This is a genomic window from Clostridiisalibacter paucivorans DSM 22131, from assembly GCF_000620125.1.
Taxonomy (GTDB): domain Bacteria; phylum Bacillota; class Clostridia; order Tissierellales; family Clostridiisalibacteraceae; genus Clostridiisalibacter; species Clostridiisalibacter paucivorans.
In genome coordinates this window covers 36650-58468 of the sequence record NZ_JHVL01000018.1, presented here as the reverse complement: position 1 = coordinate 58468, position 21819 = coordinate 36650, and the positions used below count along the sequence as shown (strand labels likewise).

Here is a 21819-nt window from a genome sequence, read left to right as displayed (position 1 = left end):
TCTTGTGTTAGCTTTATTTTCTTTCTATTACTTATATCATATTTAGGTGGAGCTACAATATCTTCAGTCAGAATTAACTTATCTCCATCTCCTTCTAAAAGTTTCACTTTATTTTCTTCATATTCATTAATATACTTTCTAATTGTCTTTCTAGCAAATCCAGTTTCTCTATGTATTTCCCACTGAGATTTACCATCTAAAAAACTAGCTATTATTATTTTCTGTTTGTCCATTAAATTGATCATCCCCTTGCCTCCCCTATGAATTGCCATAGGGTTATTATATATTTCCTCTAGGGGAATTTTCAATTAGAATTTGGGGTACTTTTAGGATATCATAAACAGATTAAAAGTTCATATGATTTTAAATCACTAATTCGTACTCTTAAAACTTTTTTACTCTCCACCCTAACTTTAAATACAAGTATTTTATCGGAAATACTGGTTTTGATGCTGATGATAATTATGGTTATCTACACAATAAAAAAATTATGCCTATTATTTGTCTAAGCTCTAGAAATTTTTCACAGTTTCTTGAACCTGCTTTAAATGAGGTTGGAGTTCTCACTTATCCCTACAATAACTCATTCATTGCCTATGTTTTCTGATAGTATCACAAAGGAGAGGGTCTGCTGATAAAATTAAACAACTTACTATTCATCACAATTACAGGTATAATACTTTTTTCCTAAAATAGTCTTAAATGGAAATCTATTTTAAAGTTAAGAACTAAAGTTGAAAAATCTATATTTTAGATTAAAATTTTTATGCAAATCAATACTACTAAAGTACGAGATATAATATCATTAAACTCAGATATATTTCTAGCTTGTATTTCTGAATAGCATTTATGTTAATGCATAAAGTAAGAAAAACACTTCTAATCCTTTAGCAATAAAATCTCTAATAGCAATTTCTTGTGGGTAAGTTTAAAATATCATTTTGACACTGCCTAAGCTTGTACTAATCTTTTCTATTATAGTTACAATAATTATTTTTTCTATATATTTCTAAAAATGTAATGTTTATCTTGTTTAAAGAATAACATTTTTTTACTTTATATGTCAAGTATTGTGAAATATATTTAATTATTCATTTTACTATAACTATTCATTTATTTATATTAGAATAATATATGTTTTTTATACATAAATATCATGATTACTACTTACCGACCCCTACCAATAATATGAGTAAAAGTCCTTTAATGATTCTAAAAGCCTCCTGTTACATTTAATTTAATCCATCTAAAAAACTTCGCAATATTTTCATATTTATCTTTACTTAAAATAAGACCAAATACAGGTTTCCATAAAACCAGCAAATTATGAAGTAAAAAAGACAAAAGGTATAAATCTGTTTTAAGTTGAAATTTTTACTTTGAATTTTATATACTTTATTGTAATTACTTTAAATTGCTTATAAATCAATAGAGTATCGCCCTTAAAAATTTTAAAATGCTAAATATCTATTAGCTACTTTAAAAAATATAATTCCTATAACCATAAAAATAATGAGGGCATCGACCCTCATTATTTTTATTCCCATTTATGATATTTTATATAACCATTTATTTCTTTAAATTATAAAATACATCCATTCCATTATATTGAGATACAATATCCAACATATCTTCTATCCTTAATAATTGATTATATTTAGCTACCCTATCAGTTCTTGAAGGAGCTCCCGTCTTTATCTGTCCTGCATTTGTAGCTACAACTAAATCTGCAATTGTAGTATCTTCAGTTTCTCCAGATCTATGGGATATAACTGCAGTATATCCAGCTCTCTTTGCCATTTCTATTGCATCTAATGTCTCTGTTATAGTGCCTATTTGATTTAATTTTATTAAAATAGAATTAGATATATTATTTTTTATCCCCTTTGATAACCTCTTAGTATTAGTTACAAAAAGGTCATCTCCAACTAATTGTATCTTCTTGCCTAATCTGTCTGTTAATTCCTTCCATCCTTCCCAATCTTCTTCATCTAGTCCATCTTCTATAGATATTATAGGATATTTTTCTACTAATTCCTCATAAAAATCTATCATTTCACTAGATGTTAACTTCTTATTTTCACTGGCAAGATTGTATACCTTACTTGCCTTATCAAAAAGTTCAGTAGCGGCAACATCTAATGCCAATGCCACATCTTCACCTGGTTTATATCCCGCCTTATTTATTGCTTCAACTATAGTAGACAATGCCTCTTCATTTGATGCAAGATTTGGAGCAAATCCTCCCTCATCACCTACTGACGTATTAAGTCCCTTTCCTTTTAATACTTTTTTAAGATTATGGAATATCTCCGAACCCATCCTCAAAGCTTCTTTAAAATTATGGGCACCTACAGGCATTATCATAAATTCTTGTATATCTACATTATTATCTGCATGTTCCCCACCATTTAAAATATTCATCATAGGTACAGGCAATACCTTTGCATTTACCCCACCTATATATTGGTATAAATCTAATCCTAAATAATTTGCTGCAGCTTTAGCTACTGCCATAGATACTCCCAATATAGCATTTGCCCCTAATCTGCCTTTATTTTCAGTTCCATCTAAATCTATCATTAATTTATCTATAGCTACTTGATTTAATACATCCATACCTATTATTTCTGGTGTTATTATTTCGTTTACATTTGTAACAGCTTTAGTTACCCCTTTTCCTAAATACTTTTGATCATTGCCATCTCTAAGCTCTACTGCTTCAAAGGCTCCTGTAGATGCCCCAGAGGGAACTGCCGCTCTACCAAATGCTCCACTTTCAGTTAATACTTCAACCTCAACAGTTGGATTACCTCTAGAATCTAATATCTCTCTTGCATATACATCTGTAATAATACTCATCTAAAAATTCCTCCTTTTATTTTATTATAAGGGACTTTCCTGTCATTTCCCGGGGAATACCTAATCCCATAATATCAAGTATTGTAGGTGCTAAATCTGCCAATATACCTTCCCTAAGTGTAATATTGTCTTCACCTACCAATATACAAGGTACTGGGTTTGTAGTATGGGCAGTTATAACTGAGCCAGTTTTTTCATCTAACATTTCTTCTGAATTTCCATGGTCAGCTGTAATAATAGCCTTGCCATCAAACTTTAATATCTCATCTATTACTTCTCCTAAACATCTATCTACAGTTTCTACTGCCTTTACAGCACTATCTATTACACCAGTATGACCAACCATATCGGAATTGGCAAAATTCAATACTATAAAATCATATTTATCTTTATTAATTCTATCTATTAATTCATTCTTTACTTCTATAGCACTCATTTCTGGCTTTAAGTCATATGTGGCAACTTTAGGTGATGGAATAAGTGCCCTGTCTTCTCCAGGATTTGGTGTCTCTACTCCTCCATTAAAGAAAAATGTAACATGGGCATATTTTTCAGTCTCAGCAATTCTTAATTGATTTAACCCATTTTTGCTCAAATATTCACCTAGAGTATTTTTATATTTTTGAGGTTTGTATGCGATTACCACATTTTTTATAGTCTTATCGTACTGAGTCATAGTTACAAAATATGTGTTTACTTTCTTTGTTCTTTCAATATAATCAAATTCTTCATCGACAAAAAATCTAGTCAACTGTCTTGCCCTATCTGGTCTAAAATTAAAAAATATTATGGAATCCCCATCTTCAACAGTGGCTATTGGGCTTCCATCTTTTTTTATAACAGTTGGCACGATAAATTCATCGGTAATATTTTCTGCATAAGAATCTAAAACAGCCTTTTCCGAAGAATCAGATTCTCTACCTATTCCCATGGTTATGGCATCATATGCCAGTTTAGTTCTATTCCATCTTGTGTCTCTATCCATAGCATAATATCTTCCTGATATTGTGGCTATTTGCCCAATGTTTAATTCCTTCATCTTGTTTTCAAGTTCTATTATATCACCTTTTCCTGCATTGGGAGATACATCTCTTCCATCTAAAAAGCAATGTACATACACATCTTTTATTCCTTGTTCTTTGGCAGTTTCCAACAATCCATATAGATGATCAATATGACTATGAACCCCTCCATGAGATACAAGCCCCATCAAATGAAGACTTTTTCCATTTTTCTTTGCACTATTTATAGCTGCTATGAATTCTTCTTTTTTCTGAAATTCTCCATCTGCTATAGCTTTGTTTATTCTAGTCAATTCTTGATATACTATCCTACCAGCTCCTATATTTAAATGACCGACCTCTGAATTCCCCATTTGTCCTTCAGGTAATCCAACAGACAATCCACTGGCAGTTAATTTAGTATGGGGATATCTTTTCATAAATCTATCAAAGTTTTTTGTTTCAGCTAATTTTACAGCATTTCCCTCATACTCTTTACCTAATCCCCAACCATCGAGTACTATTAATGCCACTGGTTTTTTCATTTATATCCTCCTCACTTATGAGCCAATATGGATCAAAAGTCCACAAGTTTTCTAAAATCATCAGCCTTTAAACTAGCTCCTCCAACTAATGCCCCATCTATTTCAACTTGATTCATAATTTCTGTTACATTATTAGGTTTTACACTGCCACCATATTGAATCCTAATCTCCTCAGATATCTCTTCTCCATACTTTTCTTTTATTATATTTCTTATATATCCTATCATCTCATTTGCATCTTCACTGGATGCTGTCTTTCCAGTCCCTATTGCCCATATGGGTTCATAAGCAATAACTATATTCTTTAAATATTTCTCTTCCACACCATCTATTCCTTTTAATATCTGATTTTTAACTATCTCCCTCTGAATCCCTGATTCTCTTTGCTCCAATGTCTCTCCCACACAAACTATAGGATTTAAACCATGAATAAATGCAGATTTTATCTTTTTATTAACCGTTTCATCGGTCTCATTAAAATATTGTCTTCTTTCTGAATGTCCAATTATAACATAGTCTACGCCTATGTCCTTTAGCATAGTTGGAGAAATTTCTCCCGTATAGGCACCCGATTCTTCCCAATGCATGTTTTGAGCTCCTAATTTCACATTGGAATCTTTTAGTATTTCACTTACACCTACTAAAGATATAAAAGGTGTACATACCACTACCTCAACATCAGTATTATTTGCCACATCTTTTATCTCATTTACTAATTCTATGGCATCAGTAACAGTCTTATTCATTTTCCAATTACCTGCTATTAAAGGTATCCTCATTTTAAATCCCCCCTATTTATCATCAACTGCATCTATTCCAGGTAACACTTTGCCTTCAAACAATTCTAAAGAAGCTCCTCCTCCAGTAGATATATGGCTCATTTTATCTTGGAATCCTGCTTTTTCTACAGCAGAGGCACTATCTCCTCCTCCAACTATTGTAGTTCCTTGAGATTCTGACATAGCCTTGGCTATACTATTGGTACCTTTAGCAAAGTTAGCCATCTCAAAAACTCCCATAGGCCCATTCCATATTATAGTTTTACCAGCCTTTATCTCATCACTAAATAATTTTATGGTTTCGTCTCCTATATCTAATCCCATCATATCTTCAGGTATATTTTCAACAGATACAGTTTTATATGCTGTATCATTCTTAAATTCCTTAGCAACAACAGTATCTGTAGGAATTAAAAGCTTAACTCCCTTTTCTTCTGCTTTTTTCATTAATTCTTTTGCTAATTCCAGTTTATCTTCTTCTAATAATGACTTACCTATACCAAATCCCTTTGCCTTAATAAAGGTATATGCCATACCACCACCTATCAGCAAAGTATCTACTTTATCCATAAGATTCTCAATAACTGCTATCTTATCAGAAACCTTGGCCCCCCCCAATATGGCTACGAAGGGTCTTTCTGGGTTAGCCATGGCCTTTCCCATAACATCCATTTCAGCCTTTACAAGATATCCCATAGCTGAAGGTAGGTACTCAGCTACCCCAACATTTGAAGCATGGGCCCTGTGTGCCGTTCCAAATGCATCATTCACAAACAAATCACCTAGTTCAGACAATTCTCTTGCAAAATCAGCATTATTGTCCTTTTCTTCCTTTCTAAATCGAGTATTTTGTAGTAAAATTACTTCTCCCTTATTCATTTTAACAACCATATCTTTAGTTTTATTCCCCACAACCAAATCATCGTCAATAAAATTGACCTCTATTCCCAATAATTGAGATAACCTTTTAGCTACTGGTTCTAAGCTATATTTCATATCTGCCTTTCCTTTAGGCCTTCCCAAATGAGACATCAATATAGGCATACCACCATTATCTAATATGTATTTTATAGTGGGTAATGCACTCCTTATTCTTCTATCATCAGTAATATTTAATGCTTCATCCATTGGAACATTAAAGTCACATCTAACTAATACTCTTTTACCTGTCATGTCCACATCTTCTATAGATTTTTTATTTAGCATATATTTTTCACCTCTTTAAATCAATGTATTTCATTAAATACCGGCCTTGTATATATTACAAAGCCGGTATTTATGTTGATTATTTCCACTGATTAGCCATATATTTAGCAAGATCTACAACTCTTGCAGAGTATCCCCACTCATTATCATACCAGGATACTATCTTTGCCATATTTCCAATAACCATAGTTGACAATCCATCTATTATAGATGAATTAGGATCTTTTCTATAGTCTATAGATACCAATGGTTCATCAGAATATGCCAATATACCCTTTAATTTTCCTTCTGCTGCATTTTTTAATGCATTATTTATTTCTTCTGCTGTAGCTTCTTTTTCTAATTCAAATACGATATCTACTACAGACACTGTAGGTGTAGGCACCCTCATTGCCATACCATCTAATTTACCTTTAAGCTCTGGTATTACTAATCCTACTGCCTTTGTAGCTCCTGTTGTTGTTGGAATTATAGATTCCGCAGCTGCTCTTGATCTCCTTAAGTCTTTTTTATGTCTACCATCCAATATCTTTTGGTCATTAGTATAAGAGTGAACTGTTGTCATAAGTCCTTTTTTGACACCAAATTCTTCAACTATAATCTTAGCAAAAGGTGCAAGGCAATTTGTTGTACATGATGCATTAGATATAATTGTATGTTTATCATGGTCATAATCTTGCTCATTAACTCCCATTACTACAGTTACATCTTCTCCCTTTGCAGGGGCAGTAATCAGTACTTTTTTAGCTCCAGCTTTAATATGCTTAGACGCACCTTCTCTATCTCTAAATGCACCTGTAGCTTCAATTACTAGATCAATCCCTAACTCTCCCCATGGTAAATTTTCTGGGTTTCTATCTCCTAATATCTTAATTCTATGACCATTTACTATCATATGGTCTCCTTCAACTTCTACAGTACCTTGAAACTTTCCAAAACATGAATCATATTTAAATAAATGAGCCAAATTTTCAGGCTTTCCTGAGTTATTAATAGCAACTATTTCAAAATCCTTAACATCATTTTCCATAGCAATTCTCATAGCATTTCTTCCAATTCTTCCAAATCCATTAATCGCAACTTTCATAGTCATTTAAAACTTCCTCCCTTATTTATATTTAGCTACTTTAAAGTATATGTAGCATTTTTAACTATTTTTCAATATAGACATTGCAGCACCTTCATCAGTAACCAATATCATATTACTATTTAAAGAAGATATTGCCATTATAGCCTCTGCTTTTTTCCCTCCACAGGCAACTCCCACTACAGTATGTATATTCTTGAAGTCGTCAAGGGAAATCCCCACAGTCTTAGATGTCCTTACAATATTGCCTTTCTTGTCAAAATAATATCCAAAGGCTTCAGCTACAGCTCCATTATTCATTAACTCTGATATCACATCAGCAGGTAATTTTCTCCTTTTAGCCATTTCGTCTGCCCTGCCCATTCCAAATATAAGTATATCCATATTTTTTATAGAAGTTATAAGTTCTTTTATTTCTTCAATCTTCATAAGTGTTTTTAATGCCTCTTTACTTATATTATCAGGCACATGTAAGAGTTTATAGTTTCCTTTTAATCTTTGTGCCAATTGAGCTGCAATATTATTGGCTTGTATTTCCACATTTTTACCTATTCCACCCCTAGCAGGCAGTACTAATATACCCTTATCTTTTTTTGCACTGGGCATCTCTTGGGCTACTTTAGCCATAGTAGTACCCCCAGTTATACCTATTATAGACTTATCTTGTATTAAATGCTTCATATAATTGGCTGTAGTTTTGCCTGCATCCTTTAAAACATACTCTTCATTGTCACTATCTCCTGGGACTATTATAACTTTTTTCACACCTAGTTTTTCCTGTAATCTTTTTTCTATCCCCGTTAATCCTCTCATTTTATGTATAAATTCGTTTAATTGCTCTATTATTTTTTTTCCATCTTCAGTTATATTCATACCCACAGTTTTTATTTCTAATAATTCTTGTTCTTTCAATATGTTAACTTCATTTCTAATTATTCTCTCTCCAATTCCCATAATATCTGATAATGTTCTTCTGCCTACAGGCTGATGATAATTTACCTGTCTTAATATATTATATCTTTTTTCTAATATTTCAAGCATCTCTGGTATCACCTTTTGCTGCAATTTCAAAATGTCATCTATAACATTTTCATCCATAAACATACTCCCTTCACAGACTCAATAAATCCCTGATACACAATTAGAGTCCCTGCTGATTAAGATAAATGGTTGTTTCCCAGTATTGTTCTTTTTAATTATATATAATATTATTAAATTAAGTATATATTAATATTCACATATTGTTATAATACTTTGGGACTCAAAATGTCCCTGTAGTTTAAATCAGTCCCATCAAAGACAAAAAAAATTATCTGTTACGTATATTATAAGATAATCAATGTAAAATATCAACCCTTTAAAGGTTTTAATTGGTAATAGATTTATATATTAGATTAGTGGTTAGCACTTGGCAGATACTAACCACTATTTTTTAAGAGAATCTCCTTCTACCTGTTGAAGAAGGTATATTAAGCTCATCTCTATATTTAGCTACGGTCCTTCTAGATATTTTTATATTTTTCTTTTTTAATAAATTTGCTATATTTTGATCGCTTAATGGCTTTTTAGAGTCTTCGTTATCTATTAAGTCTTTTATCATATCTTTTATACTAGTAGATGCAATGCCACCACCTTGACTAGATACTCCACTGGAAAAGAAAAATTTCAATTCATATATACCTACAGGGGTCTGAATATACTTGCCATTTGTAGCTCTACTCACTGTAGATTCATGGACGCCTATATCCTCCGCCACATCTTTTAATGTCAAAGGTTTTAACGCCTTTTTTCCATCCTTAAAAAATTCCCCTTGAAATTTCAATATAGATTTAACTACTTTATATATAGTCATTCTTCTTTGCTCTATACTCTTTATTAACCACATTGCAGAGTTTAATTTACCATTTATAAATTTAGATGTATTATTGTCTTCTGAATTGTTTAACATGTCTTTATAAAAATTACTAATAGTTAATCGAGGTGCTGTTATATCATTTATTATTATTATATACTCTCCATCTACTTTTTGTAGCACCACATCAGGAGTAACAAATTTTATATCATCACCTTCATCAGGAAAACCTCTTCCTGGTTTGGGTTCTAAAGACTTAATTAAGTCACATATCCATTGGACTCTCTTTACAGATATATTTAGTTCTTTAGATATTTTGCAAAGTTTATTACGAGCTATATCTTCCAGATATGAGTCTACAACTTTATATACATTTTCATCTTTTATTTCCTTTGACTCCAATTGTATTGTTAAACATTCTCTAATATCTCTACTTGCTACTCCTAAAGGGTCAAATGTCTGTATTGTTTTTAAAACTTCTTCAACCTCTTCTAAATTTATATTTAATTGTGTTGCAATGTCTTGAACTGAGTTATCTAAATATCCATTCTTATCCACACTCTGTATAATCATTTCTCCTATTTGTTTCTGGCTTTTGTCAAATATTGTCAAGTCCAGTTGCAATAAAAGATGATCTCGTAAAGACTCCTGTGTAGAAATAAAATTTTCAAAAGAATATTCCTTTTCCTTGTAGTTAACTGCCCCTCTATATCCCGAAGAATATTCATCATGTTTAAAATACTCTTTCCAGTCTATCTTTTCAAGCTTATCATTATACTCATCCACGCTCTCATGATCATTTTTACGATCCATAACCTCTAGTAATGGGTTTGCCTCTGTCTGTTTGTCTATATACTCCCAAAGTTCTTGACTATTGAATTGAAGAAGCTTTATAGCTTGTCTAAGCTCAGGTGTCATTATTAATTTTTGTGCTTGTTCTAAAGAAAGATCAAAACCCAACCTCATACACTTCACCCCAAATATTTGTTTTTTCAAGCAATATTTATTCCAATTTTAAAAATTGTAATTTAGTATAATTTCAAATATATGTCTTTTATTAATATTTATATGATAGTTCCTACTGTTATTATACCAGATATTTGTACTTTACTACAAATATAATAGAGATTATTCGACATATTTTTGTTAATTATTCTTAATATATTTTAGGGCAAAATAGGTCTTTAGTCCTATAATTTGTACAAAAAAAAGGATGACATTTGATGTCATCCCTAATTACCATCTTTCTCATATGCCTCTCCACTGGCCGCTGGTGCAACTGATTTTCCTACAAATCCCATTAGTATAATTAATGTTAATAGATAGGGTATCATAGCCAATAGCTGAGAAGATATTGCTATACTTGTACCTCCCAAATATATGACTAGTCCTTGCGCCGCTCCAAACAATAAGCATGCAAACATAGCCCCTTGGGGTTTCCAATTTCCAAATATCATAGCCGCTAAAGCAATAAATCCCTGTCCCGATATAAGAGTAGGCCTAAAATTTGAAACAACGGCTATACTCATTGCAGCGCCTCCAAACCCAGCAAAAATCCCTGACATAATAACTGCAAAGTATCTTATTTTATATACACTTATACCTAATGTATCTGCCGCTTTGGGATGCTCTCCTACCGATCTTATTCTAAGTCCCAATTTAGTCTTATACAACAGATACCATACAATAGCTACCAATACAAATGCTAAATATACCGTTGCATACTGATTAAATATCTGATCCAAAAATGAATTTCTAGGAAACACACCATTCAACGGTCTAGGAATTTTAAACTCTATAGATTTAGTATCGGTGGCACCTTGGAAAAATATACGACTTAGAAATAATGCCACTCCAGGTCCTAAAAAGTTTATTGCTACTCCAGAGACTACTTGATCTGCAGCAAATGTTACCGATGCCAATGCATGGAGTAATGCAAAAAAACCTCCTGCTAAACCCGCACATAAAAAAGCTATCCAAGGATTTCCTAGATAATATCCCACTGTGGCACCAATAAATGCCCCTATGGTCATCATACCTTCCAGACCTATATTAACGACTCCAGAATTCTCAGACATTACACCTCCTAATGCTGTATATATGAGAGGGGTGGAATACATAAGTGTAGTCCCTAATATAAAACCTAAATCATTTAACATCCTTATCACCCTTCTTCCTTTTTATATATGCAGTAGCCATAATAATTAATTTAGGTATAGCCACAAAAAATACTATAGTTCCTATAATTATATTAATCATCTCTGTGGGAGCATGGAGGATCGGTTGTATCTTAGGGCCTCCATATTTAAGGGCTCCAAATAAAAATGCAGCTAATACACATCCTATAGGACTATTGCCTCCGATCAAAGACACCGCTATACCATCAAATCCATACCCTTCCATAAAAGCCAATGAACTTACACTTTTCGATACCCCTAATACCTGTAATGCACCTGCTGAACCTGCCAATATCCCTGCTATAAACATTGACATAATTATGCTTTTCTTTACTCCTATACCTCCGTATTCAGCTGCATATTTGTTTAAACCTACTGTCCTTAATTCGTATCCTAATGTAGTTTTGTTTAATATATACCATACAACTATTGCCAAGATAAAAGCAAATATTATGCCTAAATTTATAGGTGCCCTCAATATATCCTTTATTATTTCATGATTAGCCAGCCATGCCCGTCCCTCTTCTGACCTCTTCCAACCTTCTAATAGCATTATACTGGCCGAATCCATTATCTCATGAGAAGACTCACTCTCTCCCCTTCTAAATCCTTCTGTCAATACTATATAATTATTTGTATAAAAGGCTATCCAATTTAGCATTATAGTTGCTATTACTTCGTGAATACCAAATTTGGCCTTTAAATAACCTGCTATTGATCCCCACAGGCCCCCTGCCAATGCTGCCAAGAAAAACACAACTATAAAGTGTATTAATGGAGGCAATTTCAAAAAATATCCTGCTAATGTAGCAACTAGTGCACCTATGATAAATTGACCCTCTGCTCCTATATTAAATAATCCTGTCTTAAACGCAAAGGCTACAGATAATCCAGTCATGATAAGAGGAGTAGAATATATTACTGTCCATGCAATATATTTAGGTTTGCTAAATATACCCTTAATTATTATCTTATAGGCTTCCAATGGACTAAATCCTGATATCTTAAGTGCTATACCTCCTACTAAAAGCCCAATAATTATTGAAAAAAAAGTAAACCCCAATTCCTTTGATATAAAATTCTTTTTTATTTTTACTTTATTATTTTCCACTGTTCACACCTCCTCCTGCCATCATCAAACCTAAGGTGTTTTCATCTACATTCTTTGCATCAACTACTCCAACTATTTTTCCTTCATATATAACAGCTATTCTATCGGATACATTTAATATTTCATCTAATTCAAAAGAAACTAATAAGACTGCCTTATTTCTATCTCTCTGTTTAACTAAAGATCTATGCACATATTCTATGGCTCCTACATCTAATCCCCTAGTTGGTTGAGCTGCTATGAGTAAGTCTGGGTCATTTGAAACCTCTCTAGCTATTATTGCCTTCTGTTGATTTCCACCTGATAATGCCCCTGCCTTTTGATTTTCATTCCTTGGTCTAACATCAAATTTATCTATAAGTTCTATGGTATATTTTCTAATCTCTTCATACTGTAATATACCATTTTTAGCAAAGGGAGGTTTATTGTAATTCTCTAATATCATGTTTTCTGATAAAGAAAAATCAAGTACTAACCCTCTTCGTTGTCTATCTTCTGGTATTGTAGATACCTTACTATCTATTATCTCCCTAGGTGTCTTATTAGTTATGTCTTTGCCATTAATATAGACTTTTCCTGATTCCACATGTCTAAGCCCAGTGATTCCCTCTATAAGTTCGCTTTGACCATTTCCATCTATCCCTGCTATTCCCAATATCTCCCCAGCATGTACCTCTAGTGAAAGACCTTTAACTGCATCTAAATTTCTATTGTCTTTAATTACTATATTATCTATTTTTAAAACAGATTTTCCCTTTTCCTTATCCTCTTTTTCCACTTCGAAGTTTACTTCTCTACCTACCATCATAGAGGCCAGTTCCAATTCAGTAATACTATCTACTTCCACTGTATCTATTTTCTTCCCCCGTCTGATAATGGTACAGTAATCTGCCGCCTTCTTTATTTCCTTCAATTTATGAGTGATTATTATTATAGTTTTACCTGTCTTGGTCAAATTTCTAATGATTTCAATTAAATCATCTATCTCTTGAGGAGTTAATACAGCTGTAGGTTCATCTAATATAAGTATTTCTGCCCCCCTATACAATGCCTTCAATATCTCTACCCTCTGTTGCATTCCAACAGATATATCTTGTATCTTTGCCATTGGATCCACATATAACCCATACTTTTCAGATATGTCTTTTACATGTTTAATTGCCTTATTCATATCTATATATCCCATCCTATTGGTTGTTTCCATTCCCAATATTATATTCTCAGTTACAGTAAAGGGTTGTACCAACATAAAGTGTTGATGTACCATACCTATTCCCTTTTTTATGGCTACATTGGGATCTACTATATCTACCTTTTGGCCTTGTATATGTATCTCTCCATAAGTAGGTCTATAGAGACCATATAATACATTCATCAATGTTGTCTTTCCTGCTCCATTTTCTCCCAGAAGGGCATGGACTTCTCCTCTATGTACTGTCAGGTCTATGCTGTCATTGGCAGTAAAGTCTCCAAACTTTTTAGTTATGCCCTTCATTTCCACGACTTTTTCTCCAAAATCAATATTGCCCAACAAAATAACCTCCAATCAAGTAAGAGTTAAACAGCTCAGACAAAGTGCCTGAGCTGTAACTTAATATATTTATATTTTGTTATTATTTTAATGTTTCAATATATTCTTCATACTGGTCTTCATTTTCAGGCACTACTATCTCGCCATCTATAATCTTTTGTTTAAGCTCTTCTACCTCTGCCAATATCTCTTCAGGTACATGTTTGTCAGATGTTGGAGCAATACCTACTCCACCTTCCTCAAGACCATAAACTATGGTACTTCCACCTTCATATTTTCCTTCTTTCAAATCTTCTACTACATGATATATACCATTACCTACAAATTTCATTGCAGAAGTTATAACATGATCAGGGGCCTTATCATTTTGATCCCTGTCAACTCCTATGGCATATTTATCTTGCTCCTTAGCAGCCTCTATTACACCTATACCAGCTCCACCAGCTGCATGGAACACTATATCTGCTCCATCTTGATACATCTTAGTAGTAATGGCCTTAGCTTTTGCTGCATCACCAAAAGACTCAGCATATTGTCTCATGATTTCAACATCAGGATTTGCATATTTAACTCCAGCTTGATAGCCATAATCAAATCTACTTATAACTACACCTTCCATACCACCAACGAAACCAACCTTATTAGTTTCTGTCATTTTACCTGCTATATATCCCACTAGGAATGAAGACTGTTGATCTTTAAACACAACCCCCAATACATTATCGGGAGTTTTATCACCATATGTAAAGTCAACTATGGCATATTTTTGGTCTGGATTTTGCTCAGCTGCATCTCTCATAGTATTTTCAAACTTATATCCAATACCCCAGATCAAATCATAATCTCCATCTAATGCAGTGTCTAGATTTGGCGCATAATCAGCCTCTTGATGTGATTCTATATAATCGGCTTCTATTCCTAAATCTTTTTCAGCCTTTTGTAATCCTTCCCAAGCAGATTGGTTAAAGGATAAATCATTAACTCCACCTATATCTGTTACCATAACTACTCTCAATGGATCCTCAGCTGATTGATCATCACCTTCATCTGGTTGTTCTTGTTCTTCACCATTTTCTGTTCCAGGATCATTGTCATCAGTTGCACCACCGGAACACCCCACAGCCATTGTTAATACTAAAACTACACTTAGTATTAAAGCTAAAAATTTCTTAAACATATAAACCCTCCTCAAAATATTATATTCTCTGGACTAAATTACCAGTAATAAGTACTATATTTCGATATTTTTTCTTAAAATCCTTCTTTTTTAAAGTTTAAGATTTTAAAAATATTTTAACAAATATCATTGTCTTTAGCTGTATATCCTTTGTTATTCAATATTTCAGTTGCCTTAATCAATTTTTGGTCATTGACCATTATTATAGGTCCTGTGCAACCCATACCGCTTTCAGCATATATTCCTTCATTCAAAAGTTCCTTGACGGCATCTTCCAATTCCATTATATCTATACCTGCTATAGAAGCTGTAACAACCTCCTTATCTGGCATTTTATCAGTATTATCTATTTCTCTACCTTTTTTCTTAGTTGCTTCTACTAATAATTCATTTATACCAGCATTCTTGGAACTTTCAAATTCCTCTTTAGCCACTTTAGATATATTGCCCTTGGCTACTTCGGCAGCAAATTTTAATGCATTAGCAACAACTGGTATGCCAGATGCCCTAGATAGAATCAATATATTTCTATTATAATTTTCTCCTATTCCTGGTCCATATCCATATCCTATAGATTCATAACTCCCTCCAGTAGTATATGCAGAAAACATCTTTATAAGAAGATTGCCTGTAAGGCTATCAGTTACCATAACATCTGGAGTTCCCAATAATAAATCATTGCCTCTCATTATATGTCCTCCATCAGACCTCATAGACTCTGCCAATTCCATTTTATAGCCACTATCTTTTAATGATATTAATATCCTTTCTACTTGCCTTGCTCCATCTACATTCAATATACCTACTTTGGGGGCAATAATTCCTGTACTTTTTGCTGCTATAATACCATATATGGCATTCTTAACCATGGCTTCGACCCTATTAGATGAAGATGTCCCAGTAGTAGTAGCTATAAACATATCTCTTCCCTTTCCAGGCGTTACAACCCTTCCCACAGTAGAAACTCCAATGGGAAAATTATAGTGCATAGTTACTGCACCTTGGATTATATTTTCATCTAACAATTTTTCCATATTTTGATGGGCCTCTTTTAGATCCTTTGCCTCTATAGTTTTTAAACTAGAATTGTTTGGTGGACCTATCAAAAGAACTTCTAGATTATCATCCTTTTTCTGAGCCATTTCAGCCCCAGCTATTATATTGTCTATACCATGTTCACTCTCTAAAGTAGTTATGCCTATTTTAATATTCTTACCAGCATTACCAAATTCCAAATTATCTGCTATTTCATTCAACACATTTCCAATTACTTTTTTCATAATTTTTTCATCCATTTTTTTCACCCCTATTCCTCTAGTAGGTGTGATGCTATATCTCTCATCCCCTGAGCTATAATCCTTTTTATTTCATTTTCCGAAACCTCTATACCATCTTTTTCTTTACCATCGTTCTTTTCCATTATTATAGACACTCCATCAAACAGATTGGTCATTCTACCCAAAAATAGACTGCCCTTACCTACTATCATGGCCCTCTTTATATTTCCATTTTTCATATCATCAATAGCAAAACCAATATAAGGCACACCTGATGGTATATGGCCTTGAGTTGGAGCCCATCCGCATAGACCATGTTTCTTTACAAAATTCATCAATTCTTTTCTCTCTATTTCTTTTCTCTTTACTCCCAGTGCTCCAATCATTTTATAGTTAGAAAGGGGCACATCTCCTGCTCCAGCAGGTTTTGTTACATCAGGGTTCTGCATCTCAACAGAGTATTTATCTACATCTGTTATTTTTAACTCCCCTTTATCTAATGGCGCAGTAATCAATGATGTAATTACTGCTTGAGGAGATGAGCCAGTTCCCACAGTATGCCTTCCCACTAAATCTGTTCTCAATATTGGACTTTCACCATCATTTTTACTTATTAATATAGCAAATCCACCTAATACATCCTCAAGTATAGGTATAGATTTTTTCACATGATCTTTACCATTCATGCCTAATTTAGCTGTAGCTCCACCAGCAGCAACTATTACATTGTCATAGACACCTGCTTTAACTAACGCTGCTGCTTCTATCAATGCATGGGTAGGAGCTGCACAGAATCCTCTGATATCGGAACCTGTAGCATTTTTACAACCTGCTATTTCCGCTATAGCCTTTGCAAAGTTTCCTCCACCTCTCTGATTCATGTCTCCACATGCTTCTTCTGAACACTCAATTACATAATCTATATCCATAGGATTTATATTATTTTTATTAAAGAGGTTTAATAGCGCTAACACTCCCGATGCCTTTACAGATAGATTTTCCATAATCGTATGGGCATTTAGATTAAAATCTATGTCATGGGCCCTTTTTATACAACCTACTAAGACATCATTACTATAAAGGGGTTCTGCATTTTGTTCTTTTATATATTTTTTTATAGTTTCTTCCTTTTCTCCTTCCTTTAGCCTTTCTATTAATCCATTATCCATTAATGGATGATCACTAAACTTTTTCTTTATCTCCTCTGTAAAATCTTCTTCCAATAACACTAGATCAAATACATCAGAAATTTTAATTAATCCATAAAACTCATCTTGAGGCATGATCTCCCCTAATTTCCCATATCTTTTGGCATTTTCTACAACCTTATCATGCCAAGGCATCTCATATTGAGCTAAATCTTCTGGAGTAATATTGCCTATATAGACTTGATTAGGAGGGTACTTCATAGCTTCATCAAAGCTTCTCAAAAATTCTGGTAGTTTTTTTAGGTATTCTGAAGTCGGATTTATAAGTCTTTCTGAAGTTTGCGTCGTACCATTGTGTACTACTAAATCTGGAGTATGAGCCAAGATATAGCTAGCACCTTTAACTACTGCATAGGACATAAACACACCCCCACACTATTTTTTTGTTTTTCCATGTTAATTAGTTAAATATAAAGGGTGACAAAAATATCACCCTTTATATTTTATCATATATTTAAAAATCAATCTTCAAAAACTGTCTGACCATCAACTTCTGTTTGTAAAGCCTCTAAAGCATTTTCTACTAATTTTCTCCTCAATGACTTTTCTTCTTTAGCATCTAAAGAAGGATTGCCCAATGGATGAGGAATTGCTATTGTAGGCACTATTCTGTTAGCACCCACTGTAAGGGAAATAGGCACAACAGTACACATATGCACCACAGGTATACCTGCCCTCTCAATTTCCTTTACCATCGTTGCACCGCAACGAGTACAGGTGCCTCAGGTAGACGTCAATATAACCGCCTCAATTCCATCGGCAACTAATTCTTTTGAAATCTCTTCTGCAAACCTTTTCGCATTCGCTACTGAGGTTCCATTTCCAGTAGTAGTATAAAAATATCTGTGTAATTTTCCTATTACCCCTTCTCTTTCTAAATCCCTCATTACATCTACAGGTAATACCCTATCTGGATCTTCGTTGGCATATACTGGATCATAGCCTCCATGGGCCGTTTCATGAGTTTTATCTGTTAAGTCTTCAAACTGAGATATATCATATTTCCCATATTTAGAGGCACTAGAAGATTCTATCCTATCTGGATTTCCCTTTGGAACAATCCCCCCAGAAGTTACAAGGGCTATTTTAATTGACTCCAATCCTTTAATTGGATGATTGGGAGTTACCCTATCAAAGTCTGGCATAGGGAATTCTGTTTCATATGGTTTCCCATTAATCTTTTTAATCAACATATCTACAGCCCTTTGAGAGCCTCTATTTTGGGCAAAATAATTTCTTCTTATACCTCTAGAAATATATCCTTCTTCTTTAGGGGTTAATATTTTTTCATTTTTTACAATTTTCATTCCCAATTTAACCATGTTTTTAACTGCTTTTCTCATACCCGCAGCATTATTCTTAGTTTCTACAATGTATACCTTCTTTTTAAACATGTCTGCTCCTGGATTTTCAGGAAACATTCCCGTTATTACAGGTATATTCAACTGAGATTGAACCTCTTCTGATATTGCACCACAAGCAATACCATATCTTCCCGCATTAAATGCAGGTCCTGCTATAAAAAAGTCTGGCTGATATTTTTTTACCATCTCTATTATTTTTTCTTTAGCTTCATCCATATTTTCATTAAAATATGAATCTCCACATATTACAGTAGCTACTATATCTCCATTATCTCCTAACCTCTTATTAAATTCCATTCCTGGTCCTACAAAACCTTCTCTTATTTCTGGCCCTATATCCGCCTTTTCTTCACCACCAATACCTGCAAAAAATTGGTTGATATAGTGCACAACTCTAATTTTATCCATCATTTCCCTCCCCTCTATATTGTAGGGAACTACTTTAACATATACTAATCATTAAATTTGCAAAACTCATCCCTAATATCAGTCATTTCTTCTATTATTTCATCTACTTCCAACACCATTTCCATCATACCTATTTGTTCATCATATACCTCTGAATCTACCTCATCTTTAAATTGAGGCTCTACTGCATGATATACTCTAAGTCCTAACTGGACTCCTGCCAATGGACCTGCAAAAGTAGGGTCTCCTGCTGTAACTGTTTCCGCCGCTAATCCTGCAGCTTCAGCTTCAGCTGCGCCTAAAACTACTACTACATTTTCAGCGCCATGCTTCTCTGTCATTTCTTTTACCCTTCTTTGATTTTCAAGATCCATTGCCCCTGCAGCAGTTCAGACAAAACACTCTGTAGAAGAAAATACTACATCTGCTTCAGTAGATTTTAAGCACTCTTCTATGGCAGGACCCGGTATACCATCTCTATCGCCTATGATAATTACCTTTTTGTTATCATACAATCCCATTATTACACTTCCTTTCTTATTTTTATTTTCTAATAACTCTTAGCTGATAATTTATTGAATCCCAGTTCATTAGTTGCTCCAGTTATAGCTTGAAGCTCAACTACTATGGAACCATTATCTTTTAAACTTCCCTCAAATCCCCCTGCAATCCTATCTACATAATCTATATGGCCAATTATCTTTTCCATTGGAGGAAGTTCTATAGTTTCATTGGCATTTCCCCCAGTAACAACTGCATCGGCCTTTGAATCTGCATCAGCCAATGACTGGGAACCTCCATCTCTTCCAGCATACTCATCAGTTACTATAACTGTCTTTATACCTTTTTCTTCTATTTTTTTGCAATTCATTATTAAATCTGTATCTGGATTTCCAAATCCCTCTTGAGATATAATAACTCCATCTACTCCTAAATATTCAGCTAATCTAGCTGTCCAATTAGATGATCTCTCCTTATCTGCCAAATATACATTTTCATTTGTTATAATAGCCCCTACAAAGTTCAATTCTTTTCCATGCTTTTTATATAAATCATGGACTATAGGATTATTTAAATGATGATATGTTGTGTTCTTATCACAAGCAGATACACAATTTCCACTAATTATTGCACCATCCATAATCTCAGTAGGTGATATTATAGTTGGCACTATATTTTTCACATCTACTCCATATACATATGTGTCATGTAATAACCCTTGACTTTGGAGCATTAATACATATGCAACTTTGGGAAGCTCAGGATATTTAGATATTGAATCTAAAAGTGACAAAGATTCATAGGTTAATACCTCATCAGCATCCACATCTTTGGCAAACTGTGCTAAATATCTTGATGCTTTCAGCCCTGCCATTCTTACTATTTTTTCATGTTCATGCTGCTTTATTCCTTCTTTAGGTTGACAAACCAATACAACATTATTTAATTTAGAAAAAGGTGTATAGTCTGCACCTGTCCCTGCCATATCTATAATTCCTTCTTGAAATCCTACTATCTTACCAGTAGTTACAACAGCTGCTCCCTTTAAAACATTGGTTCTTCCACTGCCTACAGTATCCACCTTTGATAGTATGCCAGGAAATATCCCCCCTGGGCCATTGACCTTTACCCTAGGTTCAATTACATCTTTAACAGGTGTAATTCTTACACTTTCCCCTGGTCTTGCCAAATGAATTTCTACATTTGCAACATTGTCATCTTCCATAATAAGTTCCTGCAATTCATTTTTATTTACATAAAGCACACCTTCTTTTACCTCGGTACTTTCTGCAAACTGGACATCCTTTATGAAAATATTTCCAATTTCAAGACCCATATTAATTCACCTCCCCTAATTATTTAAAAATTTATATTGATTTTATTGAGCATACTTTTTGATCATACTTTCAATATTTTCAGCTGTAGCATCATCTTTAGTCAATTCATCTATTTTTTCTCCATTATTATAAATAGCTATAGTTGGCAATCCCAATACCTTTTGTTTTATAGCTAATCTTCTAGCAGCTGATGTATCTAATTTGCAAAATTTCAATTTGCTGTCATACTTTTGTGCCAATTCTTCAACATGGGGCATCAATGCCTTACATGGTTCACAACTTTTTCCCCAAAAATCTACCAATACATAACCCTCAGCGTTTAACACTTCTTCCTCAAAAGTCTTTTTATCTACTTCTATCATTTTAAAACCTCCCTTTTTATTTTATTAAATTTTG

The 21819-nt window shown here is 33.5% G+C and carries 17 protein-coding genes and 1 pseudogene; all 18 read right to left on the bottom strand.

The window, feature by feature from the left end; all coding sequences use genetic code 11:
* Positions 1–245 (bottom strand): annotated as a pseudogene (locus Q326_RS0107545) (IS21 family transposase); the annotation flags it as partial.
* A gap of 1324 nt (positions 246–1569) precedes the next feature.
* Complete coding sequence (gene eno / locus Q326_RS0107540; RefSeq protein WP_026894825.1) at positions 1570–2862, bottom strand: phosphopyruvate hydratase; 1293 nt, start codon at positions 2860–2862, stop codon at positions 1570–1572.
* Between the two features lie 16 nt (positions 2863–2878).
* Positions 2879–4408: a 2,3-bisphosphoglycerate-independent phosphoglycerate mutase gene (gene gpmI / locus Q326_RS0107535; protein ID WP_026894824.1), complete on the bottom strand. Its 1530-nt coding sequence runs from the start codon at positions 4406–4408 to the stop codon at positions 2879–2881.
* Positions 4409–4440: 32 nt separating this feature from the next.
* Positions 4441–5187 (bottom strand): triose-phosphate isomerase, encoded by a 747-nt coding sequence (gene tpiA, locus Q326_RS0107530; RefSeq protein ID WP_026894823.1) that lies wholly within the window; start codon positions 5185–5187, stop codon positions 4441–4443.
* Between the two features lie 12 nt (positions 5188–5199).
* Entirely contained in the window at positions 5200–6393 is a 1194-nt protein-coding gene (locus Q326_RS0107525) for a phosphoglycerate kinase (RefSeq protein ID WP_026894822.1), read from the bottom strand.
* Positions 6394–6472: 79 nt separating this feature from the next.
* A complete protein-coding gene (gene gap / locus Q326_RS0107520) occupies positions 6473–7486 on the bottom strand; it encodes a type I glyceraldehyde-3-phosphate dehydrogenase (protein WP_026894821.1) in 1014 nt (337 codons plus the stop codon).
* A 54-nt stretch (positions 7487–7540) separates the two neighbouring features.
* A complete protein-coding gene (locus tag Q326_RS0107515) occupies positions 7541–8578 on the bottom strand; it encodes a sugar-binding transcriptional regulator (RefSeq protein WP_051531297.1) in 1038 nt (345 codons plus the stop codon).
* Positions 8579–8912: 334 nt separating this feature from the next.
* Positions 8913–10298, bottom strand: coding sequence for an RNA polymerase factor sigma-54 (gene rpoN, locus Q326_RS0107510; RefSeq protein ID WP_026894819.1), 1386 nt, complete (start codon positions 10296–10298; stop codon positions 8913–8915).
* 266 nt (positions 10299–10564) lie between these two features.
* Positions 10565–11491: an ABC transporter permease gene (locus tag Q326_RS0107505; RefSeq protein WP_026894818.1), complete on the bottom strand. Its 927-nt coding sequence runs from the start codon at positions 11489–11491 to the stop codon at positions 10565–10567.
* Positions 11481–12620 carry an ABC transporter permease gene (locus Q326_RS0107500; RefSeq protein ID WP_026894817.1) on the bottom strand — a complete coding sequence of 380 codons (1140 nt, stop codon included), beginning with the start codon at positions 12618–12620 and terminating at the stop codon, positions 11481–11483. The genes Q326_RS0107505 and Q326_RS0107500 overlap by 11 nt, the downstream gene beginning before the upstream one ends.
* Positions 12610–14115 carry an ABC transporter ATP-binding protein gene (locus Q326_RS0107495; RefSeq protein WP_156936269.1) on the bottom strand — a complete coding sequence of 502 codons (1506 nt, stop codon included), beginning with the start codon at positions 14113–14115 and terminating at the stop codon, positions 12610–12612. Before Q326_RS0107495 ends, Q326_RS0107500 begins: the two co-directional genes overlap by 11 nt.
* A gap of 118 nt (positions 14116–14233) precedes the next feature.
* Positions 14234–15328, bottom strand: a complete 1095-nt coding sequence (locus Q326_RS0107490; RefSeq protein ID WP_026894815.1) for a BMP family lipoprotein — start codon at positions 15326–15328, stop codon at positions 14234–14236.
* A gap of 116 nt (positions 15329–15444) precedes the next feature.
* Complete coding sequence (grdD, locus tag Q326_RS0107485) at positions 15445–16623, bottom strand: glycine/sarcosine/betaine reductase complex component C subunit alpha (protein WP_034601544.1); 1179 nt, start codon at positions 16621–16623, stop codon at positions 15445–15447.
* A gap of 11 nt (positions 16624–16634) precedes the next feature.
* Positions 16635–18173, bottom strand: a complete 1539-nt coding sequence (gene grdC, locus Q326_RS0107480; protein ID WP_026894813.1) for a glycine/sarcosine/betaine reductase complex component C subunit beta — start codon at positions 18171–18173, stop codon at positions 16635–16637.
* 101 nt (positions 18174–18274) lie between these two features.
* The gene (gene grdB, locus Q326_RS0107470) at positions 18275–19585 is read right to left on the bottom strand and encodes a glycine reductase complex selenoprotein B (RefSeq protein ID WP_084489574.1); all 1311 of its coding nucleotides are present in this window, start codon (positions 19583–19585) and stop codon (positions 18275–18277) included.
* Between the two features lie 44 nt (positions 19586–19629).
* Positions 19630–20106 (bottom strand): glycine/sarcosine/betaine reductase complex selenoprotein A, encoded by a 477-nt coding sequence (gene grdA, locus Q326_RS0107465; protein ID WP_084489573.1) that lies wholly within the window; start codon positions 20104–20106, stop codon positions 19630–19632.
* A gap of 29 nt (positions 20107–20135) precedes the next feature.
* Positions 20136–21422: a glycine/sarcosine/betaine reductase component B subunit gene (locus tag Q326_RS0107455; RefSeq protein WP_026894809.1), complete on the bottom strand. Its 1287-nt coding sequence runs from the start codon at positions 21420–21422 to the stop codon at positions 20136–20138.
* A 42-nt stretch (positions 21423–21464) separates the two neighbouring features.
* Positions 21465–21785 (bottom strand): thioredoxin TrxA, encoded by a 321-nt coding sequence (trxA, locus tag Q326_RS0107450; protein ID WP_026894808.1) that lies wholly within the window; start codon positions 21783–21785, stop codon positions 21465–21467.
* Positions 21786–21819 lie beyond the last annotated feature (34 nt).

Bases quoted from the DNA above. Each gene is read 5' to 3' on its own strand.
- Q326_RS0107525 (WP_026894822.1), bottom strand. From the start codon at position 6,393: ATGCTAAATAAAAAATCTATAGAAGATGTGGACATGACAGGTAAAAGA.
- grdD (WP_034601544.1), bottom strand. From the start codon at position 16,623: ATGGATGAAAAAATTATGAAAAAAGTAATTGGAAATGTGTTGAATGAA.
- Q326_RS0107490 (WP_026894815.1), bottom strand. From the start codon at position 15,328: ATGTTTAAGAAATTTTTAGCTTTAATACTAAGTGTAGTTTTAGTATTA.
- trxA (WP_026894808.1), bottom strand. From the start codon at position 21,785: ATGATAGAAGTAGATAAAAAGACTTTTGAGGAAGAAGTGTTAAACGCT.
- eno (WP_026894825.1), bottom strand. From the start codon at position 2,862: ATGAGTATTATTACAGATGTATATGCAAGAGAGATATTAGATTCTAGA.
- Q326_RS0107505 (WP_026894818.1), bottom strand. From the start codon at position 11,491: ATGTTAAATGATTTAGGTTTTATATTAGGGACTACACTTATGTATTCC.
- Q326_RS0107455 (WP_026894809.1), bottom strand. From the start codon at position 21,422: ATGGGTCTTGAAATTGGAAATATTTTCATAAAGGATGTCCAGTTTGCA.
- Q326_RS0107495 (WP_156936269.1), bottom strand. From the start codon at position 14,115: ATGAAGGGCATAACTAAAAAGTTTGGAGACTTTACTGCCAATGACAGC.
- gpmI (WP_026894824.1), bottom strand. From the start codon at position 4,408: ATGAAAAAACCAGTGGCATTAATAGTACTCGATGGTTGGGGATTAGGT.
- Q326_RS0107515 (WP_051531297.1), bottom strand. From the start codon at position 8,578: ATGGATGAAAATGTTATAGATGACATTTTGAAATTGCAGCAAAAGGTG.
- rpoN (WP_026894819.1), bottom strand. From the start codon at position 10,298: ATGAGGTTGGGTTTTGATCTTTCTTTAGAACAAGCACAAAAATTAATA.
- gap (WP_026894821.1), bottom strand. From the start codon at position 7,486: ATGACTATGAAAGTTGCGATTAATGGATTTGGAAGAATTGGAAGAAAT.
- tpiA (WP_026894823.1), bottom strand. From the start codon at position 5,187: ATGAGGATACCTTTAATAGCAGGTAATTGGAAAATGAATAAGACTGTT.
- grdC (WP_026894813.1), bottom strand. From the start codon at position 18,173: ATGTCCTATGCAGTAGTTAAAGGTGCTAGCTATATCTTGGCTCATACT.